Annotated in this window: 21 protein-coding genes and 1 pseudogene; 5 read left to right on the top strand and 17 right to left on the bottom strand. The window is 58.3% G+C overall.

Annotation, left to right across the window (positions count from 1 at the left end; all coding sequences use genetic code 11):
- Positions 1 to 293 precede the first annotated feature (293 nt).
- The 8 genes and pseudogenes from NKI99_RS23350 to NKI99_RS23315 all read right to left on the bottom strand — a co-directional run bounded on the left by NKI99_RS23350 (position 294) and on the right by NKI99_RS23315 (position 6605).
- Complete coding sequence (locus NKI99_RS23350) at positions 294 to 1244, bottom strand: LysR family transcriptional regulator (protein WP_023736274.1); 951 nt, start codon at positions 1242 to 1244, stop codon at positions 294 to 296.
- A 66-nt stretch (positions 1245 to 1310) separates the two neighbouring features.
- A complete protein-coding gene (locus NKI99_RS23345; RefSeq protein WP_023770906.1) occupies positions 1311 to 2099 on the bottom strand; it encodes an ABC transporter permease in 789 nt (262 codons plus the stop codon).
- Positions 2100 to 2102: 3 nt separating this feature from the next.
- Entirely contained in the window at positions 2103 to 3014 is a 912-nt protein-coding gene (gene nodI, locus NKI99_RS23340) for a nodulation factor ABC transporter ATP-binding protein NodI (protein ID WP_023736276.1), read from the bottom strand.
- A 43-nt stretch (positions 3015 to 3057) separates the two neighbouring features.
- Positions 3058 to 3303 (bottom strand): annotated as a pseudogene (locus NKI99_RS23335) (carbamoyltransferase N-terminal domain-containing protein); the annotation flags it as partial.
- Between the two features lie 35 nt (positions 3304 to 3338).
- Positions 3339 to 3947, bottom strand: coding sequence for a nodulation methyltransferase NodS (gene nodS, locus NKI99_RS23330; RefSeq protein WP_023770905.1), 609 nt, complete (start codon positions 3945 to 3947; stop codon positions 3339 to 3341).
- 35 nt (positions 3948 to 3982) lie between these two features.
- Positions 3983 to 5341, bottom strand: coding sequence for a chitooligosaccharide synthase NodC (nodC, locus tag NKI99_RS23325; RefSeq protein WP_023784692.1), 1359 nt, complete (start codon positions 5339 to 5341; stop codon positions 3983 to 3985).
- 14 nt (positions 5342 to 5355) lie between these two features.
- On the bottom strand, positions 5356 to 6015 hold the full coding sequence (gene nodB, locus NKI99_RS23320) for a chitooligosaccharide deacetylase NodB (RefSeq protein ID WP_023766912.1): 660 nt from the start codon (positions 6013 to 6015) through the stop codon (positions 5356 to 5358).
- Entirely contained in the window at positions 6012 to 6605 is a 594-nt protein-coding gene (locus tag NKI99_RS23315) for a NodA family N-acyltransferase (RefSeq protein ID WP_023736281.1), read from the bottom strand. Before NKI99_RS23315 ends, nodB begins: the two co-directional genes overlap by 4 nt.
- A 238-nt stretch (positions 6606 to 6843) precedes the next feature.
- On the opposite strand from NKI99_RS23315, the gene NKI99_RS23310 reads away from it, so the two are divergent.
- Positions 6844 to 7869 (top strand): LysR family transcriptional regulator, encoded by a 1026-nt coding sequence (locus NKI99_RS23310; RefSeq protein WP_352612161.1) that lies wholly within the window; start codon positions 6844 to 6846, stop codon positions 7867 to 7869.
- A 505-nt stretch (positions 7870 to 8374) separates the two neighbouring features.
- On the opposite strand, the gene NKI99_RS23305 is transcribed toward NKI99_RS23310, so the two are convergent.
- The 4 genes from NKI99_RS23305 to NKI99_RS23290 form a co-directional block, all read right to left on the bottom strand.
- Positions 8375 to 9406, bottom strand: coding sequence for a LacI family DNA-binding transcriptional regulator (locus NKI99_RS23305; RefSeq protein WP_023736284.1), 1032 nt, complete (start codon positions 9404 to 9406; stop codon positions 8375 to 8377).
- A gap of 304 nt (positions 9407 to 9710) precedes the next feature.
- Positions 9711 to 11039 carry a dicarboxylate/amino acid:cation symporter gene (locus NKI99_RS23300; protein WP_023770900.1) on the bottom strand — a complete coding sequence of 443 codons (1329 nt, stop codon included), beginning with the start codon at positions 11037 to 11039 and terminating at the stop codon, positions 9711 to 9713.
- 474 nt (positions 11040 to 11513) lie between these two features.
- On the bottom strand, positions 11514 to 11699 hold the full coding sequence (locus tag NKI99_RS23295) for a hypothetical protein (protein WP_196815355.1): 186 nt from the start codon (positions 11697 to 11699) through the stop codon (positions 11514 to 11516).
- A 14-nt stretch (positions 11700 to 11713) separates the two neighbouring features.
- Complete coding sequence (locus NKI99_RS23290) at positions 11714 to 12295, bottom strand: mobilome CxxCx(11)CxxC protein (RefSeq protein ID WP_352486883.1); 582 nt, start codon at positions 12293 to 12295, stop codon at positions 11714 to 11716.
- 138 nt (positions 12296 to 12433) lie between these two features.
- Between NKI99_RS23290 and NKI99_RS23285 the strand changes: the two genes are divergently transcribed.
- The 4 genes from NKI99_RS23285 (at position 12434) to NKI99_RS23270 (ending at position 18074) form a co-directional block, all read left to right on the top strand.
- On the top strand, positions 12434 to 12682 hold the full coding sequence (locus tag NKI99_RS23285; RefSeq protein ID WP_023813721.1) for a DUF2188 domain-containing protein: 249 nt from the start codon (positions 12434 to 12436) through the stop codon (positions 12680 to 12682).
- Between the two features lie 1140 nt (positions 12683 to 13822).
- Positions 13823 to 15589: a nif-specific transcriptional activator NifA gene (nifA, locus tag NKI99_RS23280; RefSeq protein WP_352612159.1), complete on the top strand. Its 1767-nt coding sequence runs from the start codon at positions 13823 to 13825 to the stop codon at positions 15587 to 15589.
- 215 nt (positions 15590 to 15804) lie between these two features.
- On the top strand, positions 15805 to 16944 hold the full coding sequence (gene hisC / locus NKI99_RS23275; RefSeq protein WP_352612157.1) for a histidinol-phosphate transaminase: 1140 nt from the start codon (positions 15805 to 15807) through the stop codon (positions 16942 to 16944).
- Between the two features lie 89 nt (positions 16945 to 17033).
- Positions 17034 to 18074, top strand: coding sequence for an LLM class flavin-dependent oxidoreductase (locus NKI99_RS23270; RefSeq protein WP_352569645.1), 1041 nt, complete (start codon positions 17034 to 17036; stop codon positions 18072 to 18074).
- Between the two features lie 600 nt (positions 18075 to 18674).
- On the opposite strand, the gene NKI99_RS23265 is transcribed toward NKI99_RS23270, so the two are convergent.
- The 5 genes from NKI99_RS23265 to NKI99_RS23245 all read right to left on the bottom strand — a co-directional run bounded on the left by NKI99_RS23265 (position 18675) and on the right by NKI99_RS23245 (position 23972).
- Positions 18675 to 20567, bottom strand: a complete 1893-nt coding sequence (locus NKI99_RS23265) for an ABC transporter ATP-binding protein (RefSeq protein ID WP_352612155.1) — start codon at positions 20565 to 20567, stop codon at positions 18675 to 18677.
- Positions 20568 to 20589: 22 nt separating this feature from the next.
- Complete coding sequence (locus NKI99_RS23260; protein ID WP_352612153.1) at positions 20590 to 22434, bottom strand: ABC transporter ATP-binding protein; 1845 nt, start codon at positions 22432 to 22434, stop codon at positions 20590 to 20592.
- Positions 22435 to 22506: 72 nt separating this feature from the next.
- On the bottom strand, positions 22507 to 23412 hold the full coding sequence (locus NKI99_RS23255; RefSeq protein WP_031213722.1) for an SIR2 family NAD-dependent protein deacylase: 906 nt from the start codon (positions 23410 to 23412) through the stop codon (positions 22507 to 22509).
- A 33-nt stretch (positions 23413 to 23445) separates the two neighbouring features.
- Entirely contained in the window at positions 23446 to 23658 is a 213-nt protein-coding gene (nifT, locus tag NKI99_RS23250) for a putative nitrogen fixation protein NifT (RefSeq protein WP_023813715.1), read from the bottom strand.
- Positions 23655 to 23972, bottom strand: a complete 318-nt coding sequence (locus tag NKI99_RS23245) for a nitrogen fixation protein NifZ (RefSeq protein ID WP_352554113.1) — start codon at positions 23970 to 23972, stop codon at positions 23655 to 23657. Before NKI99_RS23245 ends, nifT begins: the two co-directional genes overlap by 4 nt.
- Positions 23973 to 24047 lie beyond the last annotated feature (75 nt).

The raw sequence follows: 24047 nt of genomic DNA, 5'->3' as shown, positions 1-24047 counted from the left end.
CATGGGGGAAGAAGCGCTCCCGCAGCCAATCGTCCAGTCCGTCAAACGCCGTCGGCCGCACGGGCTTGCGAAACGGAACAGTCCCGCCCTCGCTTAGATGCCGATGCACGGTGTTGCGCGCGCACCCGAATTCCTTCGCCCGTCGGTTCCCCGCCAACCTCATGCCGCCGCTGCATCGCTGCCACCTCTTCAGGCTGAAGGATCTGCTCTCCCTGCATCGTTCTCGACAATGCAGGAATCGCCCAATCCCAATCGCCATCCATGCCTCCTCCCATAACCGAGGGGTCAGTTTCTCAATTCGGCCGACAACTGAGACGTCCGGTGCTCTTAGGCAGGGCAATCATACGAGATGCCTCCTGCAACATCATTTCCCGCATCCATAGGCTTGCCGGATCATTATTGTGAAGCGCAGGCCATTGGACGGCCTCCGTGAATGCGGCAGGAAGTGGCGGCGGAAGTTCGACAATCCGCAAGGGTGTTAATTTCGCGAAATGCTGCGCCAGCCGCAACGGCATGGTCCCGATGCGGCTGGTGCCTGATAGAAGGGGCGGGATCATGCTAAAGCCGTGTACGACGACCTCGATACGTCTCTCGAAACCGTTCTCGAGCAAATACCATTCCTCGATGGAGGGCTGCCGGGTGTCCCCGAATTTAAGCACAACCTGCCCCATCGACAAGTATCGGTCGAATGTAAGTGGCTCTGACAGCTGCTTGTTCGTGCCGCAGCCTACGCATACGAGCATATCTTCGAACAGGGCTGCGCGAGGATGTTTCGACATGAACACTTCCGGCATAATCAGAAAATCAACGTCGCCGCGCCGGAGAAGCTCCTCCGGGTCGTCGGAAATAGGCAGACATTCGAAGCGGACGGCGGGAGCTTCCCGCGCAGCACGCTTTACGATTTTCTTAAAAAATACGAGTGTGAGGTAATCGGAAAGGATGATGCGGAAGCGACGATCCGATCCGACCGGGTTAAAGGGGTCCCAGGAAATAATCGACAGCTGGATGTGCAGCAATGCCTCCCGGACTGCTGTGGCGAGCCCCTCCGCGCGCGGTGTCAAAATGAGTTCGCGGCCGTTCATCGTAAATAGCTCATCGCTGAAATAGGCGCGTAACCGACCGACGGCGGCGCTCATGGCCGGCTGACTCAGGTTAATACTGCGGGCTGCGGCGGTGACTTTACGCTCCCTGATCAAAGCGTCCAGCACAACGAGGAGATTTAGATCGAGTCCCTTAAAACGCATGCATTGACCTATCCGACGCGTGGATGGGTATCGCCCAAACAATCAATTTCACGAATGGTGACAGCGTCAACGCATCAGCCGACGACGAAACAGAGCAACCGATAGGAAGAACGGCAAAACCGTGTATATGCAAAGCGCGCCGATATGCAGGCCCATGCTGCCGGCGGGACGGCCAAGCATCGCCGGACGAATGAGGTCAATTGCATGTGCGAGCGGCAACAAGGAGGCGATGTCCTGAAAAGCGCCGGGCAATTGGTTGACCGGAAACATCGCGCCGCAAAGGAACAGCATGGGTGTTATAACAAGCGTATTATAAAATATGAAATATTCATAACTGGGCGCAAGCGCCGTGACGACCATCGCTAGACTCGCGAAGGCGAGGCCACTGAGAGCGATGACTGGCAGCAAGCAGAGGATGGATGGCCACGATGCGTAGCCTAGCGTGGTCGCAACAATAGTGATTGCTGTGCCCGCCATCAGGGCCTTGGTGGCTGCCCACGCCAATTCGCCGAGTAAGATATCGCCGAGCGTCAGCTGAGTGCATAGCATTCCTTCCCAGGTGCGCTGGTCGCCCATGCGGCCGAAACTCCCGTAAACCGTTTCAGCGGTCGCCGATGCCATCGCGCTTGTGGCAACCATGCCAGCCGCGAGAAACGCAATGTACGAAGTGCCCTCAACAGGACCTATCATTGTTCCGATTCCAAAGCCGAGACCGAACAGATAGATCATCGGATCGGCGAGGTTGCCGAGCACCGATGCAAGCCCGATTTTCTTCCATCCAAGATAGTTGCGGCGCCAAACCGCGACCCAATTCCACGCATTGGCGGGCATGCCCGCCGCATAACGTTCGCCCATTGTTCAGTCCTCCATCTCGCGCCCGGTTAGCCGCAAAAACACATCCTCGAGATTGGGAGGACGCTGCAGAAGGCGTAGACCCGCGCGCCCGCGTAGCTGCGCCAGCACCTGCTCCGGATCGGGTGCATAGCAAAAAAGCGTCTCACCGCTCACCTCAATGCGCTGTGCGTACGGCCGGATCAGCGCACCCAGTTCATGCGGATTGCCGCCGTAGACCTCGACCACGTCACAGCCGATCTGCTCGTCAATGAGTGCGGACGGGCGGCCTTCGGCGATCTTGCGCCCCTCCTCCATAACGCACAGCCGATCGCACAGCCGCTCGGCCTCTTCCATGAAATGGGTAGTCAAAAGAATAGTCTTGCCCCGCGCCAGCAGCGATCGCAGCCGTTCCCAGATCAGGTGGCGGGCCTGCGGATCGAGGCCGGTGGTCGGCTCGTCCATCACCAGCAAGTGCGGGTCATTGATCAGCGCACGCGCGAGCGTCAGGCGCCGCTTCATGCCGCCGGACAGTTCGGCGACGCGCGCATCCGCTTTGTTCTCGAGGCGGGCGAACTCAAGCAGCGATGGTATGACCGCATCGATCTGGCGTCTGCTCATCCGGAAGTAGCGCCCGAACACCAACAGGTTCTCGCGTACAGTGAACGCGGTATCAAGATTGTCGAACTGCGGGACCACGCCGATGCGCATACGTGCCAAACGCGCGCGCGCCGGCACTGGAACGCCGAGCACAGTAATCTTCCCCGCATCGGGCGATGTCATGCCGAGGACCATACGCGCAATCGTGCTTTTGCCCGCGCCGTTCGGTCCCAAGAGCCCGAAGCATTCCCCCGCCGCAACGCGGAACGACAGTCTGTCGACAACGAGCTTGTCATAAGTTTTGCTTACGTCAGTAAGATCGATCGCTACCATGGACATGGGTTCATTTTACCGAGAGGGACGCCAAGACTGGCGGTTGCTTGGTTGCCTGCCGGACCTGAAACTGTGACTCGTCTTCGCCATCCCAGCCGTCGATAACGAACTGATCGACATCACAAGGATTTAGCCCCTGTTCCGGTAAAGCGGCGACAATTGCGTAGAGATTATCGATGGCTTGGTAACGCGGATCGTTGTGCCGCTTTTCCTGGTCAACGCAGAAGACGAGCCGTCCATCCTCGACCAGGGCGATCGCCCCATCATGGGTCAGCTTGATACCAAAGATGCGCATAGTGTCTCCAGGTTAACGGCGATAGATTCGATTCATCAGGAAGCGGAAAGCGGGTTTCGGAAACGCACGAGCAAGCAGTCTTCGTTGACCGACTCGCCCCGACACTCAAGACGCTCTACCTCGATCAACGTTTCGTTCAGCATGGCGATGACCGGCTCAGCACCAGCGGCGTGGCCCCAGCGACGGCAATTAGCATCCCTTGCCGATCCGAAGATCAGATGCCCGCCAGGCGCAAGCACCCGCACCAGGTTTTTGACGGCCGCGCGCATCTCGGCTATGTCTTCGAGATAGTAGAGGACCTCCGCCACAACGATCAGGTCAAACAACTCGTCGGTCGAAAACTGTTGAACATCGGAGACTATCCAGTTGATGCGCGACGGCTCGTTTATCCGTTGACGTGCTCGAGCAATCGCTTGCGCCACGACATCGATGACGGTGAGCCCTTGGCAGTAGGGGGCTAGTTTTTCCGTGAATGCGCCGGCAGCGCACCCGACTTCGAGGGCATTTGAAATGGAGCCTTGGGCAAGCGCCAGCTGGAGCATTTGCGTGTGGCGCTTCCGCTCGAACGGATTGCCGTCGAGAAGCCACGGATCGTCTGCGGCCAATTCCCGATCAAGCAACTGATGATTCACGTTCTGGGTCAAACTCGTGCACCTCTCGTCCACTAGGTAATTAGCGATCACTCGTCGCCGCAAATGTTGCCCGACAGCACTAATTCCGAAGAATCCCGCGCAAGATTGAGCCTGCGAAGCGGAGCCGCATGCGGCGAGAATTCTGCCCTGCTGGAACCAGTGATCGGAGTTTGGGTGGGGGCCTGTTTTCCCCCAGTGTTCGATGTAGCGACAGCAGAGCCTCGCGACAGCCAATCGCTATTGCTCAATGTACACAGCGCGTAGGCTTTCAACGGAAGCAAGAGAAAGATGTTGATGAACGTGTGCAGCGAAAAGCCCAAAAATCGAAACTGTCGGGCACGAAATGCTACCACGCTGCATCGGAGCATGGTCATGGACACAATCATCAGTCCTGTCCACCAAGGCACAGAGCCTGTCAGTGCGAAATGTGCGAGGCCCGTTAATACCGATACGGCGAGGAGTAGCGCGCCGAGATTCTGTCCGACCACGTCCAATGTGAGATAGCTATTCAGGCTGGGCAGCAAGCGCAGCCCAAGCAGCGTGTCCCGGAATGTGCTTCGTGCCCAACGGAGTTGTTGGCGCAGATACGGTCCTAGTCTGTTCGGGACGACTGTGGCCGCGATGGCGCTCGGAACGTACTCGGTTCGAAAGCCTGCTTTCAGCATCAGGATAGTAAGATGGCGATCCTCACCGAAGTCACTTGGCTTGCCCCGAAAAAACTGCGACTCATACTGGTCCAGTAACAAAAGGAGCGCAGACCGGCGGTACATGGCACATGGGCCGCAACAGCACATAACGGCACCGAAGCGAGCCTGCGCCGCGCGCTCCTCGTTGCAAGCCAGCCAGTACTCCATGTCTATCAGCCTGGTCAGCCAGCTCTCGGTCCGGTTACTGGCCGTCAACTGACCCATGACTGCGCCGACCGCTGAATCTCGCATCTTCGGTACAAGCTTGGCAATGACGTCGGACGCGAGTAACGTGTCTGAATCAACGTTAAGCACCAGATCCCCTGATGAGCGGCGTATCGCGGCGATCTGCGCCTTGCGCTTTCCAACATTCTCGGGAAGCAAAATGATGTCGAACCTAGGGTCGCGCGCGTAGGCTTCGTGGACAGTTCCTAAGGCTTCGCGATTTCCAGAACCGTCATCAACCACATAGACCCGAAGTCTTCCGGCGTATTCTTGGTCGGCAATGGAAGCCAGGCACTCTGAAAGCGTGCGCGGATCCTCGTTGAAGCAGGGGACGATGACATCCACGCTGGGCAGTTGATCGGAGCCGACGAGAACCTCCAACGCCGATGAGTCGTTTGTCGGCAGAGCATAAAGCCCCTGCATGCTCTTATAAGCAGTCGAGAGCAGCGCATAAAGCGATATGGCCACAGTGCTGGTTGTACCAAGAAGAGTCATGGGATCTCGTTTGTTCAGTGATGTTGAGGAAGTGAGCGGATTACAAATCCGCGCTCACGCAATGCTGGAATCAGCCGGGACAGCGCCGTGACCGTCTGGTCGCGCAGACCGGCGTGAGCGCCCCGGCCCAACTCGCCGGGAGGGCATCCGTCGTGCAAGAGTACGATTGCGCCCGGCCGGACAGAGGCGAGCACTTTATCGATAATCGCGTCGACCCCAGGGCGAGACCAATCTCGAGGGTCGACGGACCAATGGAGGGCCGCCAGCCCGGCGATCTGTGACGCTGTGAAGACTTCTTCACTCCAGGCGCCGTAGGGCGCGCGAACATAGCGCACCGAGGCCTGCGGGCACGCTCTCATGATGGCGTCGTTCGCTTCAAAGACCTCACGTTGCACTTCGCCGAAACCGCATTGGTACAGATCCGGATGAGACATCGTGTGGTTGCCTACCTCGTGCCCTTCTGCGATCATCCGTTGGATTAGATCTGGGTGCTCTAAGGCGTAGGCGCCGATGACGAAGAAAGTCGCCGGCACCCGCTGCTCTGCCAGCACATCGAGAATCTCCGGTGTGAAAAGTCGATTGGGACCGTCGTCAAACGTCAGATAAACGCTGCGACGGCCGGTGCCGTCAGAGCACTCACGGCGCACTTCGTACAAGCAATCGGGACGGCTCATAGCTCTGGTCCGTTCCGATCTATCATCGTGCCCGTGGGCCATTCGCTGATCGGCCGTCCAACCGGCAGAACAATGGTGAGTGCGTCATCGATGCGTGTGGGCGGCAGGTCGAGGCGGGCCTCTGGTCGGGTCGAGCGCACGCGAATTCCCGACAAAACGGCCAAAGGCCTGTATCGCCGCCCGAACCTCTCAACATGATTCCGCAGCGCGTCCCGGACCGTTCCGAAAGCGAATGGAACGCCAAGCTCCTGCAGTATTGGAAGCATGACATGGATTGAATGGGCGATTCCGAGACCCTCAAGGTCCGGGCGTACCCCGTACAGGCCCAGCTCAGCCACCAACAGGTCGACCGCGTCAACCTTGATGAAACGGCGCAGTATGCCCATGTGAGCCGCTACACCACTTGAATCATAGGCGATCACGCGGAGTTCAGGCCTGGCTCCGGCCCAGCTTCGACTACCTTCGAACGGTTCTGCGTTGGACGCCCCAGTCGGCCCGTACGTATCACGAAAGAACTCGGCGAGCTCAACGTGATCGGAGAGCTGCAATTCGTTTTCCCAGCACAACTTCCACTGCACCTGATGGCGCATTCAGGACCTCTCTTCATATTAGTTTTTTGCGGCCGCATTACCCGACCAAAGCGGCGCTGTTGGCTGCATTCAGCCGTTGTCGTTGGCGAAGGTGAGCCAGACGCTCTCTCGAAGTTCCGGCCCGTGTCGTCGATTTGAGCTTGACGTCGCTCATTAACGTTCCTCTAATGCATGGCTCGTAAATTCGTAAAATTGATTGTTTGAATGATACGCATCCACGCGTTGGATAGAACATGACATGCGTTTCAAGGGACTCGATCTAAATCTCCTCGTTGTGCTGGACGCTCTGATGAGGGAGCGTAAAGTCACTGCCGCGGCTCGCAGTATCAACCTGAGCCAGCCGGCCATGAGCGCCGCCGTTGCTCGGTTACGCGCCTATTTCAACGATGAGCTATTTACGATGAACGGCCGCGAGCTCATTTTGACACCGCGCGCCGACGGGCTCGCCACAGCAGTCCGGGAGGCATTGCTGCACATCCAGCTATCGATTATTTCCTCCGACGCTTTCAACCCGGCCCAATCGGATCGTCTCTTCCGAATGATGCTTTCCGATTACATCACGCTCGTATTTTTTAAGAAGATCGTAGAGCGTGCTGCGCGGGAAGCTCCCGCCGTTCGCTTTGAATGTCTGCCTATTTGCGACGACCCCGAGGAGCTTCTCCGGCGCGGCGACCTTGATTTTCTGATTATGCCCGAAGTGTTCATGTCGAAACATCCTCGCGCAGTCCTGTTCGAAGATATGCTCGTATGCGTAGGCTGCGGCACGAACAAGCAGCTGTCAGAGCCACTTACATTCGAGCGATACTTGTCCATGGGGCATGTCGTGCTCAAATTCAGGCACACCCGGCAGCCCACCATGGAGGAATGGTATTTGCTCGAGCACGGTTTCGAGAGACGTGTCGAGGTCGTCGTACAGGGCTTTAGCCTGATCGCGCCCGTCCTGTCAGGCAGCAACCGCATCGGGACCATGCCCTTACGGCTGGCGCAGCATTTCGCAAAAACAACACCCCTGCGGATTGTCCAACTTCCGCCGCCACTTCCTCCTCCCGCATTCACGGAGGCCGTCCAGTGGCCTGAGCTTCACAATACTGATCCGGCAAGCATGTGGATGCGGGAAATGATGTTGCAGGAGGCATCTCGCCTGGCGCCTTTGCCTGAAATCAATGAGCGTCTCGGGCACGCCGATCCGACCTTGCGGTTGTTGGTACCGACTGCCACCTCGATTTCGCGTGCGAAGTCCCGGAAGATGTTAAGCCCCACTTAAACACCGGGCCTTTGCCCAGCAGAGCGGCGCAGTTGCTCGTCAAGTGAGAGGGCCAGGAACGAGCAGAACACACGCCCGGGGTAGCTACTGAATTGACTGCCGCCTCCGATTTTGCTTGCGGAGTCCCAGAAGATGCTCGGCCCCACTTAATTGCCAACGTCGCAGGCCTTGCCGCGGCTTTTCACGCGCGGCCAGGCGAGGAGATGGCGGCCGACGTGGTCGATCCAATCTGTGCCAGCCTCGCTCGGCTACTGGCGTCGACCACAGTCCCCTGCACCGAGAAAGTCGGGCACTTGGCAATGAAGCCGGTCGAGCTTGACGCCGCGGACCCAGGCAATTGACCCCGCGCTTCTGCCTGAACGCGTGGCCGATCCGTTCATCTAATCGGCGCTACATTCTGCCCGGCTGAGGTCCGTGGGTGCGGCCACCCCGCGGGATGGGATCATCATTCAACTTTCTCTCGTTTATGAAAGGAAACTCCCGCTCACGATAGAGTCCATGAGTTTCATATATTTTCCGGCAGATGGATGTCGAACGGGAGAAATGTCTGTCCGGGTGTTTCAGCGGTGCCGGTCTCGATAGCCCGCGTCATCAGCGTTATCAGCTCCCGGCAAAGTCGGCGCATTGGCGTGGCGACCGCCATCGTGACGATATTATCTGCGAGCGCCGCCCGAGACTCCGGCGTTATTTCATTCACGATCGCGACGAGATCGCGACTTTTGCCCTCTTCTCGGAGCGCGGAGATGGCGCCCTCCATGCCGCCGCCGGCGACATAGAAGCCGACGAGCTCGGGCTCTCGCTGCATGAGATCAAGCGTTGCCTCGTAGGTGATCTGCCGTTTCTCGAGGTTCATGACAGGATCCAGCACCTCGAACGTGGGCGCGTTCTCACGGCAATAGGAGCGAAAGCCGACGTCACGGAGCTCGTGCCCCTGGAAACGATGGCTGCCGACAAAAACCGCCACTTTGCCGGGCCGTTTTGCGACCTTCGACACCATCCAAGCGGCCGTGCGCCCCACCTTGCGGTTGTTAAGGCCGATATACCCCTGTCGCACGCCGGCGGCGAAGTCGGAAAGCAGCGAGAAAACCGGAATGCCTTTGGCCTTGAGGTCCTCAACCGCTGCTGTAATTTTCGGGTGGTCCGGTGCCACCATCGCGATCGCATGGCAGCGTGCGCCCAAATCCTTGAGCCGCGCGATCAGGTCGCTCGGCATATGTGACGGGGCGAATTCGACGAGCGGAATGCCGTGGAAGGACTGGGCCAAATTGACCGATGCTTCGACCTCGCGCGCAAAATCTTGGTAGAAATGCTGGGCCGGTTTTCTCAAGATGAAGCCCAGACGGTAGTGCGGTAGGTCTCGCCGCAAGCGCTGCTTGATTAGCCCGGCAGCATGATAGCCGATCGCGTGGGCGGCGTCGTGGACCCGCCGCGCGGTCTCCTCGCGCACCGGATGGCGGGCGTTCAGAACCCGATCGATCGTTGCTACGCTGACTCGGGCTTCGCGGGCGAGATCGGCAATTGTGGGGCGCTTGGTCATAGGTCCTATTCTGATCGGTTTTTGACGCGGGCCGGATCTCTGTCGCCTAACGCGTTTCGGTTTCGGGTGGCAAAGTGAAAACGTCCCATACGAATGGCCAACAGCGTGTTGGACGAACATCATTCCAGACGTAAACCGGCCGGGTATACTGGAAGGCTCATTCGCTTAAAGGGCGGTGACGGTTTGCACTCACACATTTAGCGCTTCGGCTACATGGTCCGTGAGGAGCCGTTTAGAGGCTGCGGGTCGGTCGTTCAGTTCATGTGACCAGCTAGGCGACTTAACAGGTCGTGGGCCGCCCACCTTATTGGGAGGAGGGTAGCCGGTTTGATGCCTCGGCAAGCTGATGACCGCAGAAGGCGGCTTTCATCTGTGCTCGGTCCAATTCTCCTTCCCAGCGGGCGACGACGAGGGATGCCACTGCGTTGCCGACGCAATTCGTCAGCGCCCGGCATTCGGACATGAAGCGGTCGATGCCGAGTATCAGTGCCATCCCAGCAACGGGAACACTCGGTACTACGGCGAGCGTAGCCGCCAGGGTGATGAAGCCCGCGCCTGTGACACCTGCAGCGCCCTTGGAGGAAAGCATTGCTACGAGCAGCAGCAGCACCTGATCGCCGATGGACAGATCCGTGTTCGTCGCCTGCGCGATGAAGAGGGCCGCCAGCGTCATGTAGATATTCGTGCCGTCCAGATTGAATGAGTATCCGGCCGGGATGACGAGACCCACAACCGAACGCCTGGCGCCCGCCTTCTCCATTTTCTGCATCAGCGAAGGGAGCGCCGCCTCCGAGGAGGACGTTGCGAGGACAAGCAGCAGCTCTTCCTTGATGTAGCGAATGAGAGAACAGATCGAGAAGCCGTTGTAGCGACAGACCGCGCCGAGAACCCCGAACACGAAGAGGAAGGCGGTGAAATAGAACGTCGCGACCAGCATCGCGAGGTTGACCACCGAACCGATGCCATATCTGCCGATGGTGAAGGCCATTGCGCCAAAAGCGCCGATCGGCGCGGCCTTCATCAGAATTCCAACGAGCTTGAAGACAGGCGCGATGAGCGCCTGAAGGAAGCAAACGACAGGCTTGCCCGGCTCTCCGGCCATCGCAAGCGCCATGCCGAACAGAACCGAGAAGAACAGCACCTGCAGGATGTCGCCTTCCGCGAAGGCACCGACGATCGTTGGCGGGATGATGTTCATCAGAAAGCCGGTGACCGACTGCTCGCTGGCTTTTGCGGCATAGGTATTCACGGCCTGGACATCGAGCGAGGCCGGATCAATGTTGAGGCCGGCGCCAGGCTGGACGACATTGGCGACGATGAGGCCGACGATCAGCGCGAGCGTCGAGAAGGTGAGGAAATAGACCATTGCTTTACCGGCGACCCGGCCGACCTTATGAAGATCGTTCATGCCGGCAATGCCGGTGGCAATTGTCAGGAAGATGACAGGCGCGATGATCATCTTGACCAGCTTGATGAAGGCATCACCCAGCGGCTTCAGGCTCTCGCCGGTCTCCGGATAAAAATAGCCAATTGCGACGCCGAGCGCGATGGCGGCAAGCACCTGGGCGTAGAGCTTGGTGTAGAAGGGTTTGCGGGGCGCGGGACTCGCGCCGCGAACTTGTGCAGCTGACACTGTTTCTCTCTCCCTGACCGGATCGAGGTGGCGTGACTTCTCCCGGGCTTCTCCCTATCGCGGCGCTCCGGTCGAACGCTGCACCAACGCCGCCGCAATACCCATGCCAGATGAATCCGCATGACCTGAACTGACGTGGGCTCGCCAATGCTGGAGGAATGCGGTGTCAGACCAGCGGGATAGGCCGCGGTCCGGCACGCCCTTGATGGTCTCTGGCAGAGTGCTGCCGGTCGATCCCTCTGGCTAGCGGTTTTGCTGCACAGAGCGTGCTGGGTTCCTCGTTTTAGCCGGCTTTGGACCGCGCCGCATCGCTGGCGCCAGCGCGTACCAAATAGGTCGCCTGTTCATAAGCCCTTCCAGATGACAGGCTAACTTACCCCTGGAAGCGCTCGTTTCTTGACAGCCTACGACTATGCAGCCACTGCAATGCACAGAATAATTTGGATGGGCCTTTGGACGACCCATTTTGGCAAATCAACGCCCGCAGCAGGGGCAGCCGCTTCCAAGCGGTCCCATCGTAATCTGTTCAGACTTTTCGATACGCTCATTGAGTGTGCCGATTTCGGCGCCAGGCCGGGTGATCCGTGTTACAAACTCTTTCCGATCACCCAGAGACAACTTCGTATATCCCCGGATAACCTTGCGCAGTTCATCGTTCATCATCTTCTCCTTATTTAGTTTCCGCCGCAAACGGCGCATTTCTTTTTTGGCCACCAACGCAAACGTCGAGAAATGGGGATTTCGTTACACACCGCACATAACCTTCGATACTCGATCAGCCCGTTTCGCATGCCTAGGTTCTTTTCTTCGGACGTTATGTCCTTCTCGATGTCATGGGAATCTATGATTTTTTGTTGATCGGTCCGCATCCTGAATTCGAGAGCGATATCGTCGACTCGACTTTCGCCGATTGCACGCCAGGCCTCCTCCATTTCATATGAATCGCGCATGGCACGTGAGCTATAGGCCAGATCGTCGTCCCATCGGCTGAAGACTGCCCAAAGAGCGAAAAGCAGTTGGATTACCGCGGCCACCGCGAGACCAATCTTAAGCACCGTCAGGTAAGTCGCTGGCAGTCCGAATGCGTCTGAGCCCGCAATAGCGCCAAGAATGATGGGAATTGCGAACGCCCAGAAATCGCGCAGCCTCGTAAGAAGCTTAAGTCGCCTCAGACGGCGCGAAAAAACGGTATATGTGCCATGGCAGTTCAGCGCAGAATTCCACGCTTTTGTGCGCATCTCAGCTTCAGTGATCATGTCGGCTCGATGACAAAACATTAACTCAGTGGGAACTGCCGGTCGGCCGCCTCGAATAACATGTGGAAGTGAAGCACGGTAGGTTGTGAATGGAAAAAATATCCGTACTTTACTGCTATTCACAGAGGATAAATCTTCATGACAAAGAAGCCTGACAGAACGGTTTATCAGCGCCCTGCCGACAAAAAGTGGGTAGACAGACGAAATGACGCCGATCGCGGCTTCGTGCATGATACGCAGAAGGACGCAATTCAATCCGCCAAGGAAAAGATCACCAATCAGGGCGGTGGCGAACTGACGGTGAAGGGCCGCGACGGAAAAATTCGTAGCAAGGACTCGGTCGGCGGCGGTAACGATCCCAATCCTCCGAAAGACAAAGAACATTGATGCCTTCCACGCTGCGACGCCGCAGGCCTAATATGGTTGCTTTTCCAGGTCGCCTGCCTGCACGGCAGGTGAGCATCATATTTGCCTGAATTGGCACTACGCCAATTCGCTTGGCGGGTATAGGTTTTCAGCATCGACGCATCCTGCCCTTGCGTGTTCCTCAGGCACTTCCGTTCCGGCCATTCCGCCGCGGTTGTGACCACGGCTCTAGGGAACCCCTGACGGGCTTCCGGACATCGTGTGACAATCCCTTTTGTAAGAGGCGAGTTCCTCTCGCCGGAACGCCTGCGCCACATGGCGCAAATCCGTTCGTCTAGAGGAGGCCGAGAGCTTCGCTTTCCCTGACTAGCCGTGGCACCCATGATGGGATGAATGCGCTGGCACAAGGCGGGAATGACGAGGGTCCAGCACGACCCGTTGATGTTCACTGACAGAGTGCTGCCGGTCGATCCCTCTGGCTCGCGGTTTCATCGGTGGCATCAGAGCGGAGAATTGCTGTGCTCTTTGCAGCGCTCCCGCTGCATGAAAGCGACGTCGAGACGTAGAGCTTGACGCCGCTGGTGATGACCACGACGATGTGATTCAGAAATTGCGAGCACCGCCTACGAAGCCGTACTCGACGCCAGCTTCGCGCCTTCACACGCGACACCGCCGCCGCATGATCAACTCGAGAAAAATGGCGGTTGCCGCAACCGACCAGTGTCGTTGGCGGTTATTGTCGCTCCAGCCCCTCCTTCGCAGGCGCTGGTGAATGCACGGCCCGGCATTTACACTCGGCGCGGTCAGCCGCTCGGGCACCGCATCGCCGGCGCAAGTATTTCCGTCGTTCAACGGCAAAAACAGAATTGATGTATTCTATCATATGCCGCGAGGTTTCCTTTCACGAATGAAAGAAAGCTCGATTGACTATCCCGCCTCGCTCCAGTCTGTTGAAAACAACGTGTGGTTGCCTTGGTGCAAGCCGAGACCATGGCCAAGCTTCGTGGAGGGGAGAGCCAAGCGATGCATCAGGGTTCGATCCGCTTCGCACTCGACCAAACGGCGGCACGAGTTCACGTCGGAGTATTTTCGGGCCTGCTCGCGACGCCGCGGGCGCACATGCCGCCGGCTTACGTTTGATGGCGCGAGATCGAGGATCACATGCACCACAACATTCGCAAATCAGAACAAAATGCCAGCGAGTGCGGCATATCGCTGCCGGATGCGATAAGAGGTTGTCCAACGTCCGAGACGAATCCTGCGAATGGGGTATTGCACGAGCGCGCCCTCATCGGAATCTTCGAAATATCGAAAATACTCACCGGTCCCGCCCGGCTCGAACTCACGTTGGCCAAGGTCGTTGATCTCCTGCACTCGTTAGTGCAGATGCGGCACGGCATCATCACTCTCTGCGATGCCGAGGCCGGACTGGACATCACCGTGGCCAGCGACTGCGACACGAACAGCAATGAGCCCTCCCGGTCGCGCGTGCCGCGCAACGCCATCGATCAGATTGTGACGACGGACACGCCGCTCATCGCCGAGGACATAGCGATGCATCCGGCCTTCACTGCCGCTGACATCGAGGTGCTTGGGGCCTCCGATACCGTGTCCTTCATCGGCGTTCCCATTCGTGTTGATGGGAACGCCGTAGGCGCGCTGACTATGGACAGGGCTTTGGAAAGCAGGTCAAGCTATCGGCTCGATTACGATGTCCGACTGCTCACCATGATTGCCAACATGGTGGGACAGACAGTCAAGTTGCACCGCTTCTCCGCGGGGGACCGCGAGCGACCGCCGGAGTTGGAAGACCGGCTGCAAACGAAATTTTCAGATGTTAAGCACCCTGCACCCCGGCGCAAAAAAGTTCATGTCGAGGGGATGATTGGTGACAGTCCGGCGATAAGCGCGCTGCTGGAGAAGATCGCGGTCGTAGCCAAGGCAAAAACCACGGTTCTGTTGCGAGGCGAGTCCGGCACCGGGAAGGAGCTGGCTGCCAAGGCAATTCACGAGTTGTCGCCGCGCGCCAAGCGGCCCTTCGTTAAACTCAATTGTGCAGCGCTCCCAGAGACAGTCCTGGAATCCGAATTGTTCGGTCATGAGAAGGGTGCCTTCACAAGCGCGTTCAATTCCCGCAAGGGGCGCTTTGAGCTCGCTGACAAGGGGACGTTGTTTCTGGATGAGATTGGCGAGATCTCGGCCTCGTTCCAGGCAAAGCTACTGCGCGTGCTGCAGGAGCAGGAGTTTGAGCGCGTCGGCAGCAATCAGACCATTAAGGTCGATGTTCGCGTGATTGCCGCCACGAACAGGAACCTGGAAGAGGCGGTTGCAAGGAATGAGTTCCGCGCCGACCTATACTACCGCATCAACGTGGTTCCCTTGCTGGTACCAGCATTGCGCCAGAGGCGCAGCGATATTCCGCTGCTCGCAGCTGAGTTTCTCAAGAAGTTCAACGACGAGAACGGCTGTACGCTTACCTTCGATCCATGTGCGATTGAAGTGCTGATGAAATGTGAGTTTCCCGGCAACATTCGCGAGCTTGAAAATTGCGTGCACCGGACAGCGATCCTGGCCGAGGGCCTATCAATCGGGAGAAACGACTTTGCCTGCTCGCAAGGCCAATGCTTTGCCGAGGCGCTGTGGAAGTGCAGATCGGGCAAGGCCGCGCTGCAACCAGCGCCGATCCTGCCGGAGTCAGTGAATCCGGCCACGCCGCCGGATGCGGCAGCCTGTTCGGCCGCGACCACAGTCCCGCGTGCCGGCGCAACACACCCAATTGGCGCGAGGACCCCCGACATAGAGCGCGTCATTGCTGCCATGGAAAGATGTGGCTGGGTGCAGGCAAAGGCAGCGCGCCTCCTTGGACTGACCCCGCGCCAGATTGGCTACGTGCTGAGGAAATACGGCGTCGAGATCAAGCGTATCTGAAACCGAGGAGATGAGCTGAGCTGCATAGCGCCTTGCGGCAGCGATGCAGATCCGCGTCCGCGTCCACTCGATTCACCGAGGACAGCCTGGCCGAATTCCCGTGTCTGCGTTGCGACCATCGTGTGAGAGGCAACGCTTCCATCGTCAATCCTGTCCGCCATGTTGCTTTCGTTGCGAGCTCATACGGATCCCCCTGACTGAAACGGAGTTAAAATATGTCCGATGCAAAACTGCAAACTGTGCTTTCGGCTCTTCCGCCAGTGACGCGACAGTTAGATCCTCTGCCGTCCAACGGACCAGCGCCGGACGGAAATTTTGTCAAGCTGAATACGAATGAGAACCCGTTTCCGTTGCCGCCAATCATAATGCAAAGTGCAGTAGCGGCCCTCAAGTGCCAGTATCTATATCCGGATGACGATAACATCAGCTTGAGGGAAGCGGCGTCCAGCACCTATGGCGTTTCCAAGGATCAGGTCATCGCAGGCAACGGGTCGTCTGAACTGCTCGGACTCATCTACAGAGCTTTCCTCGCGCCTGGCGACAAGGTTGCGATGATGTCGCCAGGGTTTTCGTTCAACCGCAAACTTGCCATGATTCAGGGCGCCGAGTTTCTCGAAATCGGATGTCAAGCTCATTCCCTGCCAATGGAGCAATTGCTTTCCGGTCCGGCAAAAGACGCCAAGTTCATTATGTTGGCCAATCCAAACAATCCGACCGGAACATTCCTCCCGATAAGCGATATCGAACGCCTCGTAGCACAATCGGACCGCTTGGTTGTCCTTGATGAAGCCTACGTCGACTTTGCACCCGATCATGGCCTGCGCCTCATCAACCAGTATCCGAACGTTCTGATCTTGAGGTCATTCTCGAAAAGCTATGCCGCCGCCGGCATTCGCGTCGGTTTCGGTTTCGGTCACCCTGAAATTATTGGCAGGCTGCGAAACATCCAGAACGTCTTCAACATGAACGTCATCGGGCATGCCGTTGGTATCAGCGTGCTTGCGCATCGCGGCGCCTACGCAGAGAACCACAAGCACATCAAGGATGAACGAGAGCGAGTGACAGTCGCGCTGTCGCAACTCGGATTTTCCGTAACGCCCTCCCGCGCAAATTTCTTGCTGGCCCGTGTGCCCGCGGGACAGGACGGCTCATGGTGGCAAGCAGCATTGGAAAGGCAAAAGATACTTGTCGCGTTTTTTCCGGACAAAGGCTTGGAACACTGCATCCGCGTCAGCATCGGCACAAAAGAGCAGATGGATGCATTTCTTGCTGCCGCTGGCGACATTGCTGGAAGCTTAACGGTGCCAAGCTCCAAGGGCAGGGAAGCGTCAGGCTCTGCTTCTTCGTTACGCTGACGCTAATCGGCGATCACACACATCTCTTCCGACTTGCTTGGTCATCCCAGCAAGAGAACAGCCTGCTTTTAAAATCGGGGACTTATCGAGTGACAAACGTCTTTCCTTCAAACCTAGCTTTCGGCATCTTCGATCATCTGGACGAGGATGGCCGCGACATCGGTCGGCAGTACGAAGATCGCCTGATATTAGCAGAGGCGTGCGATCAGCTAGGGTTCTATGCCTATCATCTCGCAGAACACCACTGTACTCCCCATGGGAGAGGTCCATCGCCGAATCTGTTCTTATCGAGCGTCGCCCAGCGCACCCGGCGCTTGCGTCTCGGACCCTTGGTGATGCTGCTTGCGCTTTATCATCCGCTGCGTGCGTTCGAAGAGATCTGTATGCTGGACCAGTTGAGCGGTGGCAGGCTCGAACTGGGCATAGGGCGCGGTGCTCTCCCGATCGAATTGGGCTACTTCGGGATTGGTGCGGACGCGGTGCCGGGCCGTTATGCCGAAGCCAGCGAAATCCTCATGGAAATACTTGTTAATCCGATGAAGGTCGGCACGCTATGCTATCAAGGCCGCCATTTTGATCTCAATGACGTTCCTTTGACGCTAAGACCTCATCAGCGTCCACATCCGCCGACATGGGTCGCTGCCAATCGACCCGAGTCCGCAGCTTGGGCGGCTGCGAATGGAACAAATATCGCGTGTGTAGGACCTTCCTCTTCTGTTCGCAAAACTACTGATGCGTTCCGCGCCTATCGAGAGGACAACGCTGGCGCGGGGGATCAGGCGCAATTTATCGGATTGCTCCGCATGGTCGTGGTTGGGCGTTGTGACACACATGCCTATTCGCTCGCGGCACCTGCTTACGAACGCTGGCTCAAGAGCTTCCAATTCCTTTACGAGCTTAACGCTATCCCCACTCCACCAAACCTGCCGCTGACCTTCGATGCGGCAGTCGAGAGTGAATTGTGCGTGGTAGGATCAGCAGAATCTGTGCGAAAAGCTCTGTTAGGTCAGTTGGAAGAGGCAGGTGCCAACTACCTGCTTTGTCAACTGGCATTTGGAAATCTGCCGCTAGATGCTTCCCTGTACACTGCGACGACCATTCAATCCGAAATCATGGCTCGATTTGGCTGACCATGAAATTCGCGGTCTGAGGTTGAATCGTTGTACAGCGCTCCCTCACATCCACGTGCTCGAGCGTGCACGTGATGGGGACGGGCAATCGGGAGGGAGGCCAAACTGACGACGAGCCGGCGGCACAGAATACCAGGTTTGTGCGTTGGCTGGCGTCCGGGCCATCTTGTGAACCTGCATGATCCTAAGGAGATGATGGCCGAGCGCGTCACGATGCAGGCACGCGTCTGCTCGTCGCGCTCGCGCTACCCGTTGCCCATAGCCCGCCGCAGAGGTTCTTCTCGCCCGGGGCGGCGTCGGTGCGGCGCCTCCAGCTTCATCAGCGGCCCGGCGGTAGCAAAGCCGCCACTCGCTACGGCGCTGTTGAGGGCGCGCTCGCGAGCGGCTTTGCTACGCCCAGCCACCAACGGGAGCGAGCTCGCCCGATGATGGGGTGCACCGCGGTCGGGATACGATGCTGGAGGAAATCGTTCGCAGCCGGTCTTCACGAACTGCGAGGAGTGCTTGTCCTTGAATGCTGCCTGCTGGCCGTCTGCGGTGCCTGAGTGGTCCGCCGACGCGCCCGAAAGTCAACGCCACTACCACAAGGCCGCCAAAAAGTCAGGTCTGGGAGCCAGCTTGCACGGTGGTCTCGTGTTCGGGGATGTCGTCGAAGGAGGCGTAGTTGAGATAGTAGAGTTTGGAATACAGTCCGCCCATGGCTATTAGCTCATCGTGGTTGCCAGTCGCAACAACTTGGCCATTCTGAAGCACGATGATGCGGTCGGCCCCCCGGATCGTGGCGAGACGGTGGGCGATGACGAGGCCAGTCCGCCCTTCAAGCAGCTTGATCAGAGCCTTCTGAATCTGCAATTCCGTGTAGCTGTCGATGTTGGCGGTAGCTTCGTCGAGCACGAGGATCTTGGCGTCAGCGACGAGGGCGCGGGCGAAACTGATAAGCTGGCGCTGGCCGAGAGATAAGTTGTCGCCGCGTTCGCCAAGTTGGGTCTCATACCCGTCGGCGAGGCTCATGACGAAGTCATGCGCGCCGACCGCCATCGCCGCCTCGATCACCTTGTCGCGCGTGGCTTCCGTCTTCTGGTATCGAATGTTCTCGAAGACCGTCCCGGTGAACAGGAATGGCTCCTGCAGCACCATGGCGACCTGTCGGCCGAGCGATTCTTGGGTGAGGTCGCGCACATCATGCCCGCCGACCAGCACCTGACCCTGCTGAACATCATAGAAGCGGTGGACCAGGGCCATCGCACTCGATTTGCCAGAACCGCTCGGTCCGACCAGTGCGACCGTCTCGCCGGGGTTGACCCTGAAGGAGACATTTTTCAGAACCGAACGGTTCGGATCGTAGCCGAATGTGACGTCCCTAAACTCAACCGAGCCGTCCATTTCGGGCGAAAGTACCTCGGCATTGGGTTTGTCCTGAACATCGATCTTGACATCGAGCACATCGGTCAGGCGCTTGCCTGAGGCCATGGCGCGCTGCATGATCGAATATTGCAGGGTGAGTGAGCGGATCGGGTCAAAGAAGCGCTGGATGTAAAACAGGTAGGCTACCAACACGCCCACATCTATACGGCTATTCACGACCATCGAGCCGCCGACCACAATAACGGCGGCCAAGGCGAGGCCGGTGAGGCCATCGACGATAGGCACCATGACCAGTGCATATCTGGCAGCGATCAGTTGGGTCCTGAGGTTGGCATGGGCCCGGTCGTCGAAAAGAATGAAATTCACCTGCTGGCGATCCATTGACTGTATGGTCCGCACGCCGTGAATGGCTTCGGCCAGCGCGCCATTGACGACGGAATTGGTTTCGTGTGCAGCCATGAAGGCGTCGCGGGCACGCGGCAGCCAGACAATGCGGACGATCACCAGGATCGGCAGAACCGACAGCGTCAGGAGGCCGAGGCGAAAGTCGAGCCACAGCATTACGAAAACGATGCCGAAGAGAAGCGCAACATCACCTAGGGAATATACCGAGGTTTCCAGGAACTCCTGTATGGAGTTAACGTCGCCTTGCAGCCGCGACATCAGGCGTCCGACCTCAGTCTTGTCCATGAAAGAGAGCGAAACCTTTTGCAGATGGCCAAACATGGCGCGGCGGATGTCGAACAGGACAGTTTCGGCAATTTTCCCATCCAAGGTTTCCTGCATGTAACCGGCGGCGAAATTGACCAAAATCGCCGAAAGGAACGCGCCGACGGCCGCAAGCTGGGCTGAGCGATCGCTCGCTGCCGGGTTCATGCCCTGGTCGACCGCGTAGCGGATGATCAAGGGGATGAGAAGCTGCGTCCCGGTGAAGATCAACATCGCGACAATCGTGACAACTACCTTTGCCCGATAGGGATGGACGAAGCCCCAGATCCGGCGGAGGATGCTCTTGTCGAAAGCCCGGCCGAACATCTCCTCCTCGATCCGGTGCGAGCCGACGACCGCGCGCGGAGGGCGTCTGCCGTCGTCACGTTCGGCTTCGAGTTCGCCGGGGCCCTGGTCCATCAGCGGGCGCCCCCATACTGGGTCATATGCTATCACCTGGGCGCGTCTGGAGATCGTAAAGGGCCCTGTAGCGTCCCCGCTTCGCCAGAAGCTCTTCATGCGTGCCGCGTTCTACGATTTCGCCGTTATCGACAAAAAGGATCTGATCGGCATGCATAAGCGCACTCAGCCGGTGCGCGATGATGATCGTCACCCGATCCTTGGCGAAGCGCCGCGTCGCCGCGCGAATGCGCTGCTCGGTGCCGGCATCGATCGCGGCCATCGAGTCGTCGAAAACGACGACAGAGGGGCGCAGCATCATGGTGCGAGCAATCGTGAGACGCTGGCGCTGGCCGCCAGAGAGAGAGACGCCGCGTTCGCCCACGACCGTCTCATACCCTGCTGGGAGCCCGAGGATGTAGTCGTGGAGCTGGGCGAATTCGCCAGCGCGTTCAATTCGCTGTCTCTTCGCCCAGGGGTCGCCATAAGCGATGTTGTTCTCAATCGTGGTGGTGAACAGGAACGCATCCTGCTGTACAACAGCAACCGCCTTGCGAAGGCTCTCGAGGGTGACATTGCGTATGTCCTGGCCGTCCAACGTGATGGCGCCACCGGTCACGTCGTAAAAGCGGGGGATCAGATGAGCCATCGTCGATTTGCCGGAACCCTGCGGACCGACGATCGCGATCGTCTCGCCTCTCCGGGCCTCAAAGCTGAGGTTCTTCAGAATGGCGCGGTTTTCGACATTGGGGTACGCAAATGAGACATTGTGGAAGCGCAGAGTGCCGTCGCTTATCTCAAGCGGTCTGGCCTCGAGAGCATCCCTGATCGTGATCTCCTGATCGAGGAGACCGAAAAGCCGCGAACCGCAGCTGGAAGCGCGGGCAAAGGCATTGACCATGAGGCCGATCTGGCGGACTGGCATTTGCAGGATGGTCATGAAGGTCAGGAAGGTCGCCATCGTTCCGACGCTGATCTCGCCAGCGATGAGCTTGTTGCCACCGATCCAAAGCACCAATCCCATTGCGAAAAAGAAGGACAAGGTCATCGCCGACGTGCTGGGTACGTAGATGTCAACGAGATCGTTGGCGAGGCCGAGCGCGGTCTTGGAAGCGCTGTCGAACTTCAGCATCTCATAGGATTGAGCCGCAAAAGCGCGGACCACGCGGATGCCTGCGAGATTTTCCTTCATCACGCGGCTTAGTACCGAAAGGCGCTCATAGAGGTCGAGCCAGGTGGCGCGCAGCCTAAGCTGTGTGGTCGATGAGCGCCAGGCGACAAAAGGCACGAAGCTCAGCGCGACCAGGCCGAGCATGAGATCGATCGAGATCATCATGTAGGCGCCGATCCCGATCAGCATGGTGAGCAGGACCACGCGAACGAGCGCGGTGGAAAAATACATCCGCACGCCTTGGAGATCGAGCATTCCGATGGTGATCAGATCGCCTGAATGGACCCGATCGTGAAAGGAAAAGCTGAGACGCTGGATCTTGTCGTAGTAGGCGAGCCGCAGTTCGTACGCGACATGATGCCCGACGGCTTCGGCAAAATAGTTCTGCGCCATCGTGAAAAGGCCGCGTAGCGCGCTGACGGCGAGCAGCAGGAGAGCCGGGGTCCAGAGCGCTTGTCCTGCCGCGCTCCCGGCGACACCGCCCCCGATGGCTGTCTGGGCCTGGTCGACAGCCCGGCCGAGAAGCTGGGGAATGAGCAACTGGAGGATTGCCGCCATGACCGTCGAGCCCATAGCGAAGGCGACCTGCCAGGGATGCCGAAAATTCATGCGCGTTATGCGCAACAGCGTACTCAAATCCCGGCCCCAGCGCGCCGCTTCAACATGGGTCAACGAATTCAGAGCGTTCGTTGCGCTGCCGACAGCATCACTGTTCACGGGTGTATTCCCGACTGCATTTTGCGCCTTCGAGGAAAGCCGAAGGACGCATCATCAAAGGCGACCGCCATTTTAATCCTGTCCACAACCTGCAGCCTTGCCCGTTCCCAGAAGCCGAGCCGCCGCTTGACTAAGTGGCATGTCGATCACCGTGATTCCGCTTGCCGCAAGGAAACGCGCTTCGTTTCTGGTCAGGGTTTCCGCGTCCATTACGGTGCAATAGGGACCGCGGGAGCGCTTCATGATCTGTCTGGCGTAGGTGCGCAGCATCTGATCGTTGAAGCGGCAGCCAACGAAGAAAAATCCACGGGTGATGCGCCGTTCCTTCACCACGTCAGGAATAGGTGTCTGGATATCAATTTCGGTCAGGACTTCGACATAGTCGGAATCTGCGACGAGAAAGTTTTGCGAGGGCCTACTACTCCCGTGAGGTGCATAGAGGACCGTCTTTGCCCCCGATCGGGCGTCGAGCTCCCTCCCGGACAAATCGTAGGTTTTTGTCCAAATGTTGCCGATTTCGTTCGCCCGCGTGACGCCTTGTATCTCAACGACGTCCGTTCGGCCGGTCTCCACGAGAGCCGTGCGCATCGCGCTGTCATACCAGCTGTCGATGATGAGGGAGAGCGGCAGCCTTGCGAGCCAGGCGTGGAGGAGGGTTGGCCTCACCGGCGCTGCGAATATCTCGGTCATCCAAGCTTGAAGCGTCCGGCGATGCCGGCGCTGTTCGATGAACTGCGCAACCGACCACATATTGGTGCGGATCCTGGAAGGGGCGGGCGCCCGTGCATTGAGTGCCGCGGCAACGACCTCCGGAGTATGCGGCACAGGCGGTTCCGCACAGTTGAACCCAAGAAGACCCGGACCGAGATAGGGGATCACCTCATCGGCGGCGAGCGCTGCCTTCGCCAGGTCAAGCAGCTTATCGGCAAAACTGTCCCGCACTATGACAAGGTGGCCCGATGTCAGGATCGTATTCATGCTCGTTTCCTCGCGACGCACTTAGCGGCAGCATCAGTCCTCTTCGGAAACCTTCCTTGCCTCGACAGTGATCGGCAGACGCGTATCCCGTGGGAGATCGGGTAAGACGAGCCGCCACCCGTTCCGGAGCGTGATAGTTCCGCCCCACAACTCTTCCTTCTCGAGCTTGATGATCGGCTCTTCGAGGTCCTTTTTGGGGACATAGGCCGACAAGCCAGCATCGGTCCTGCGGATCATGACTTTCATCTGGCCGTCCCTTCATTGGTATTGCTTTCAGCACTGCAGGACTCGGCTTTCTCGAGGCTCATCAGTTCACGCGCTCGCATGCCGACGACGGTGCCACGGTCGATCCACTCGACCGCATAGATGAAGAACTGCTGGAGAAAGGTGCCGATGTCGCGCACATATCCCTCGTCGCCCTTCCGCACGAGATTTTCCCCGATTTCCCTGCCGGGATAGGTGCCGTCATTCTTTATGTGGCGAGTGGCACGTACCCGCTCTCCCGGCATGAATCGTGGAGGCCTGCGGATTTCGATCTCCTCTTCGCGTCCGAGCGACATGTCCGTTCCCTGATTCTCTTGCGGCTGCAGATTGTGAACAAGGCGTTCCAGGCGTCCTGCATAGGCAGCCCCAAC

The sequence above is a fragment of the Mesorhizobium sp. M0239 genome, from assembly GCF_040321815.1.
In the GTDB taxonomy this organism is placed as follows: Bacteria; Pseudomonadota; Alphaproteobacteria; order Rhizobiales; family Rhizobiaceae; genus Mesorhizobium.
Note: the sequence above shows the minus strand (reverse complement) of the source record. Positions and strands in the feature narration are given on the sequence as shown.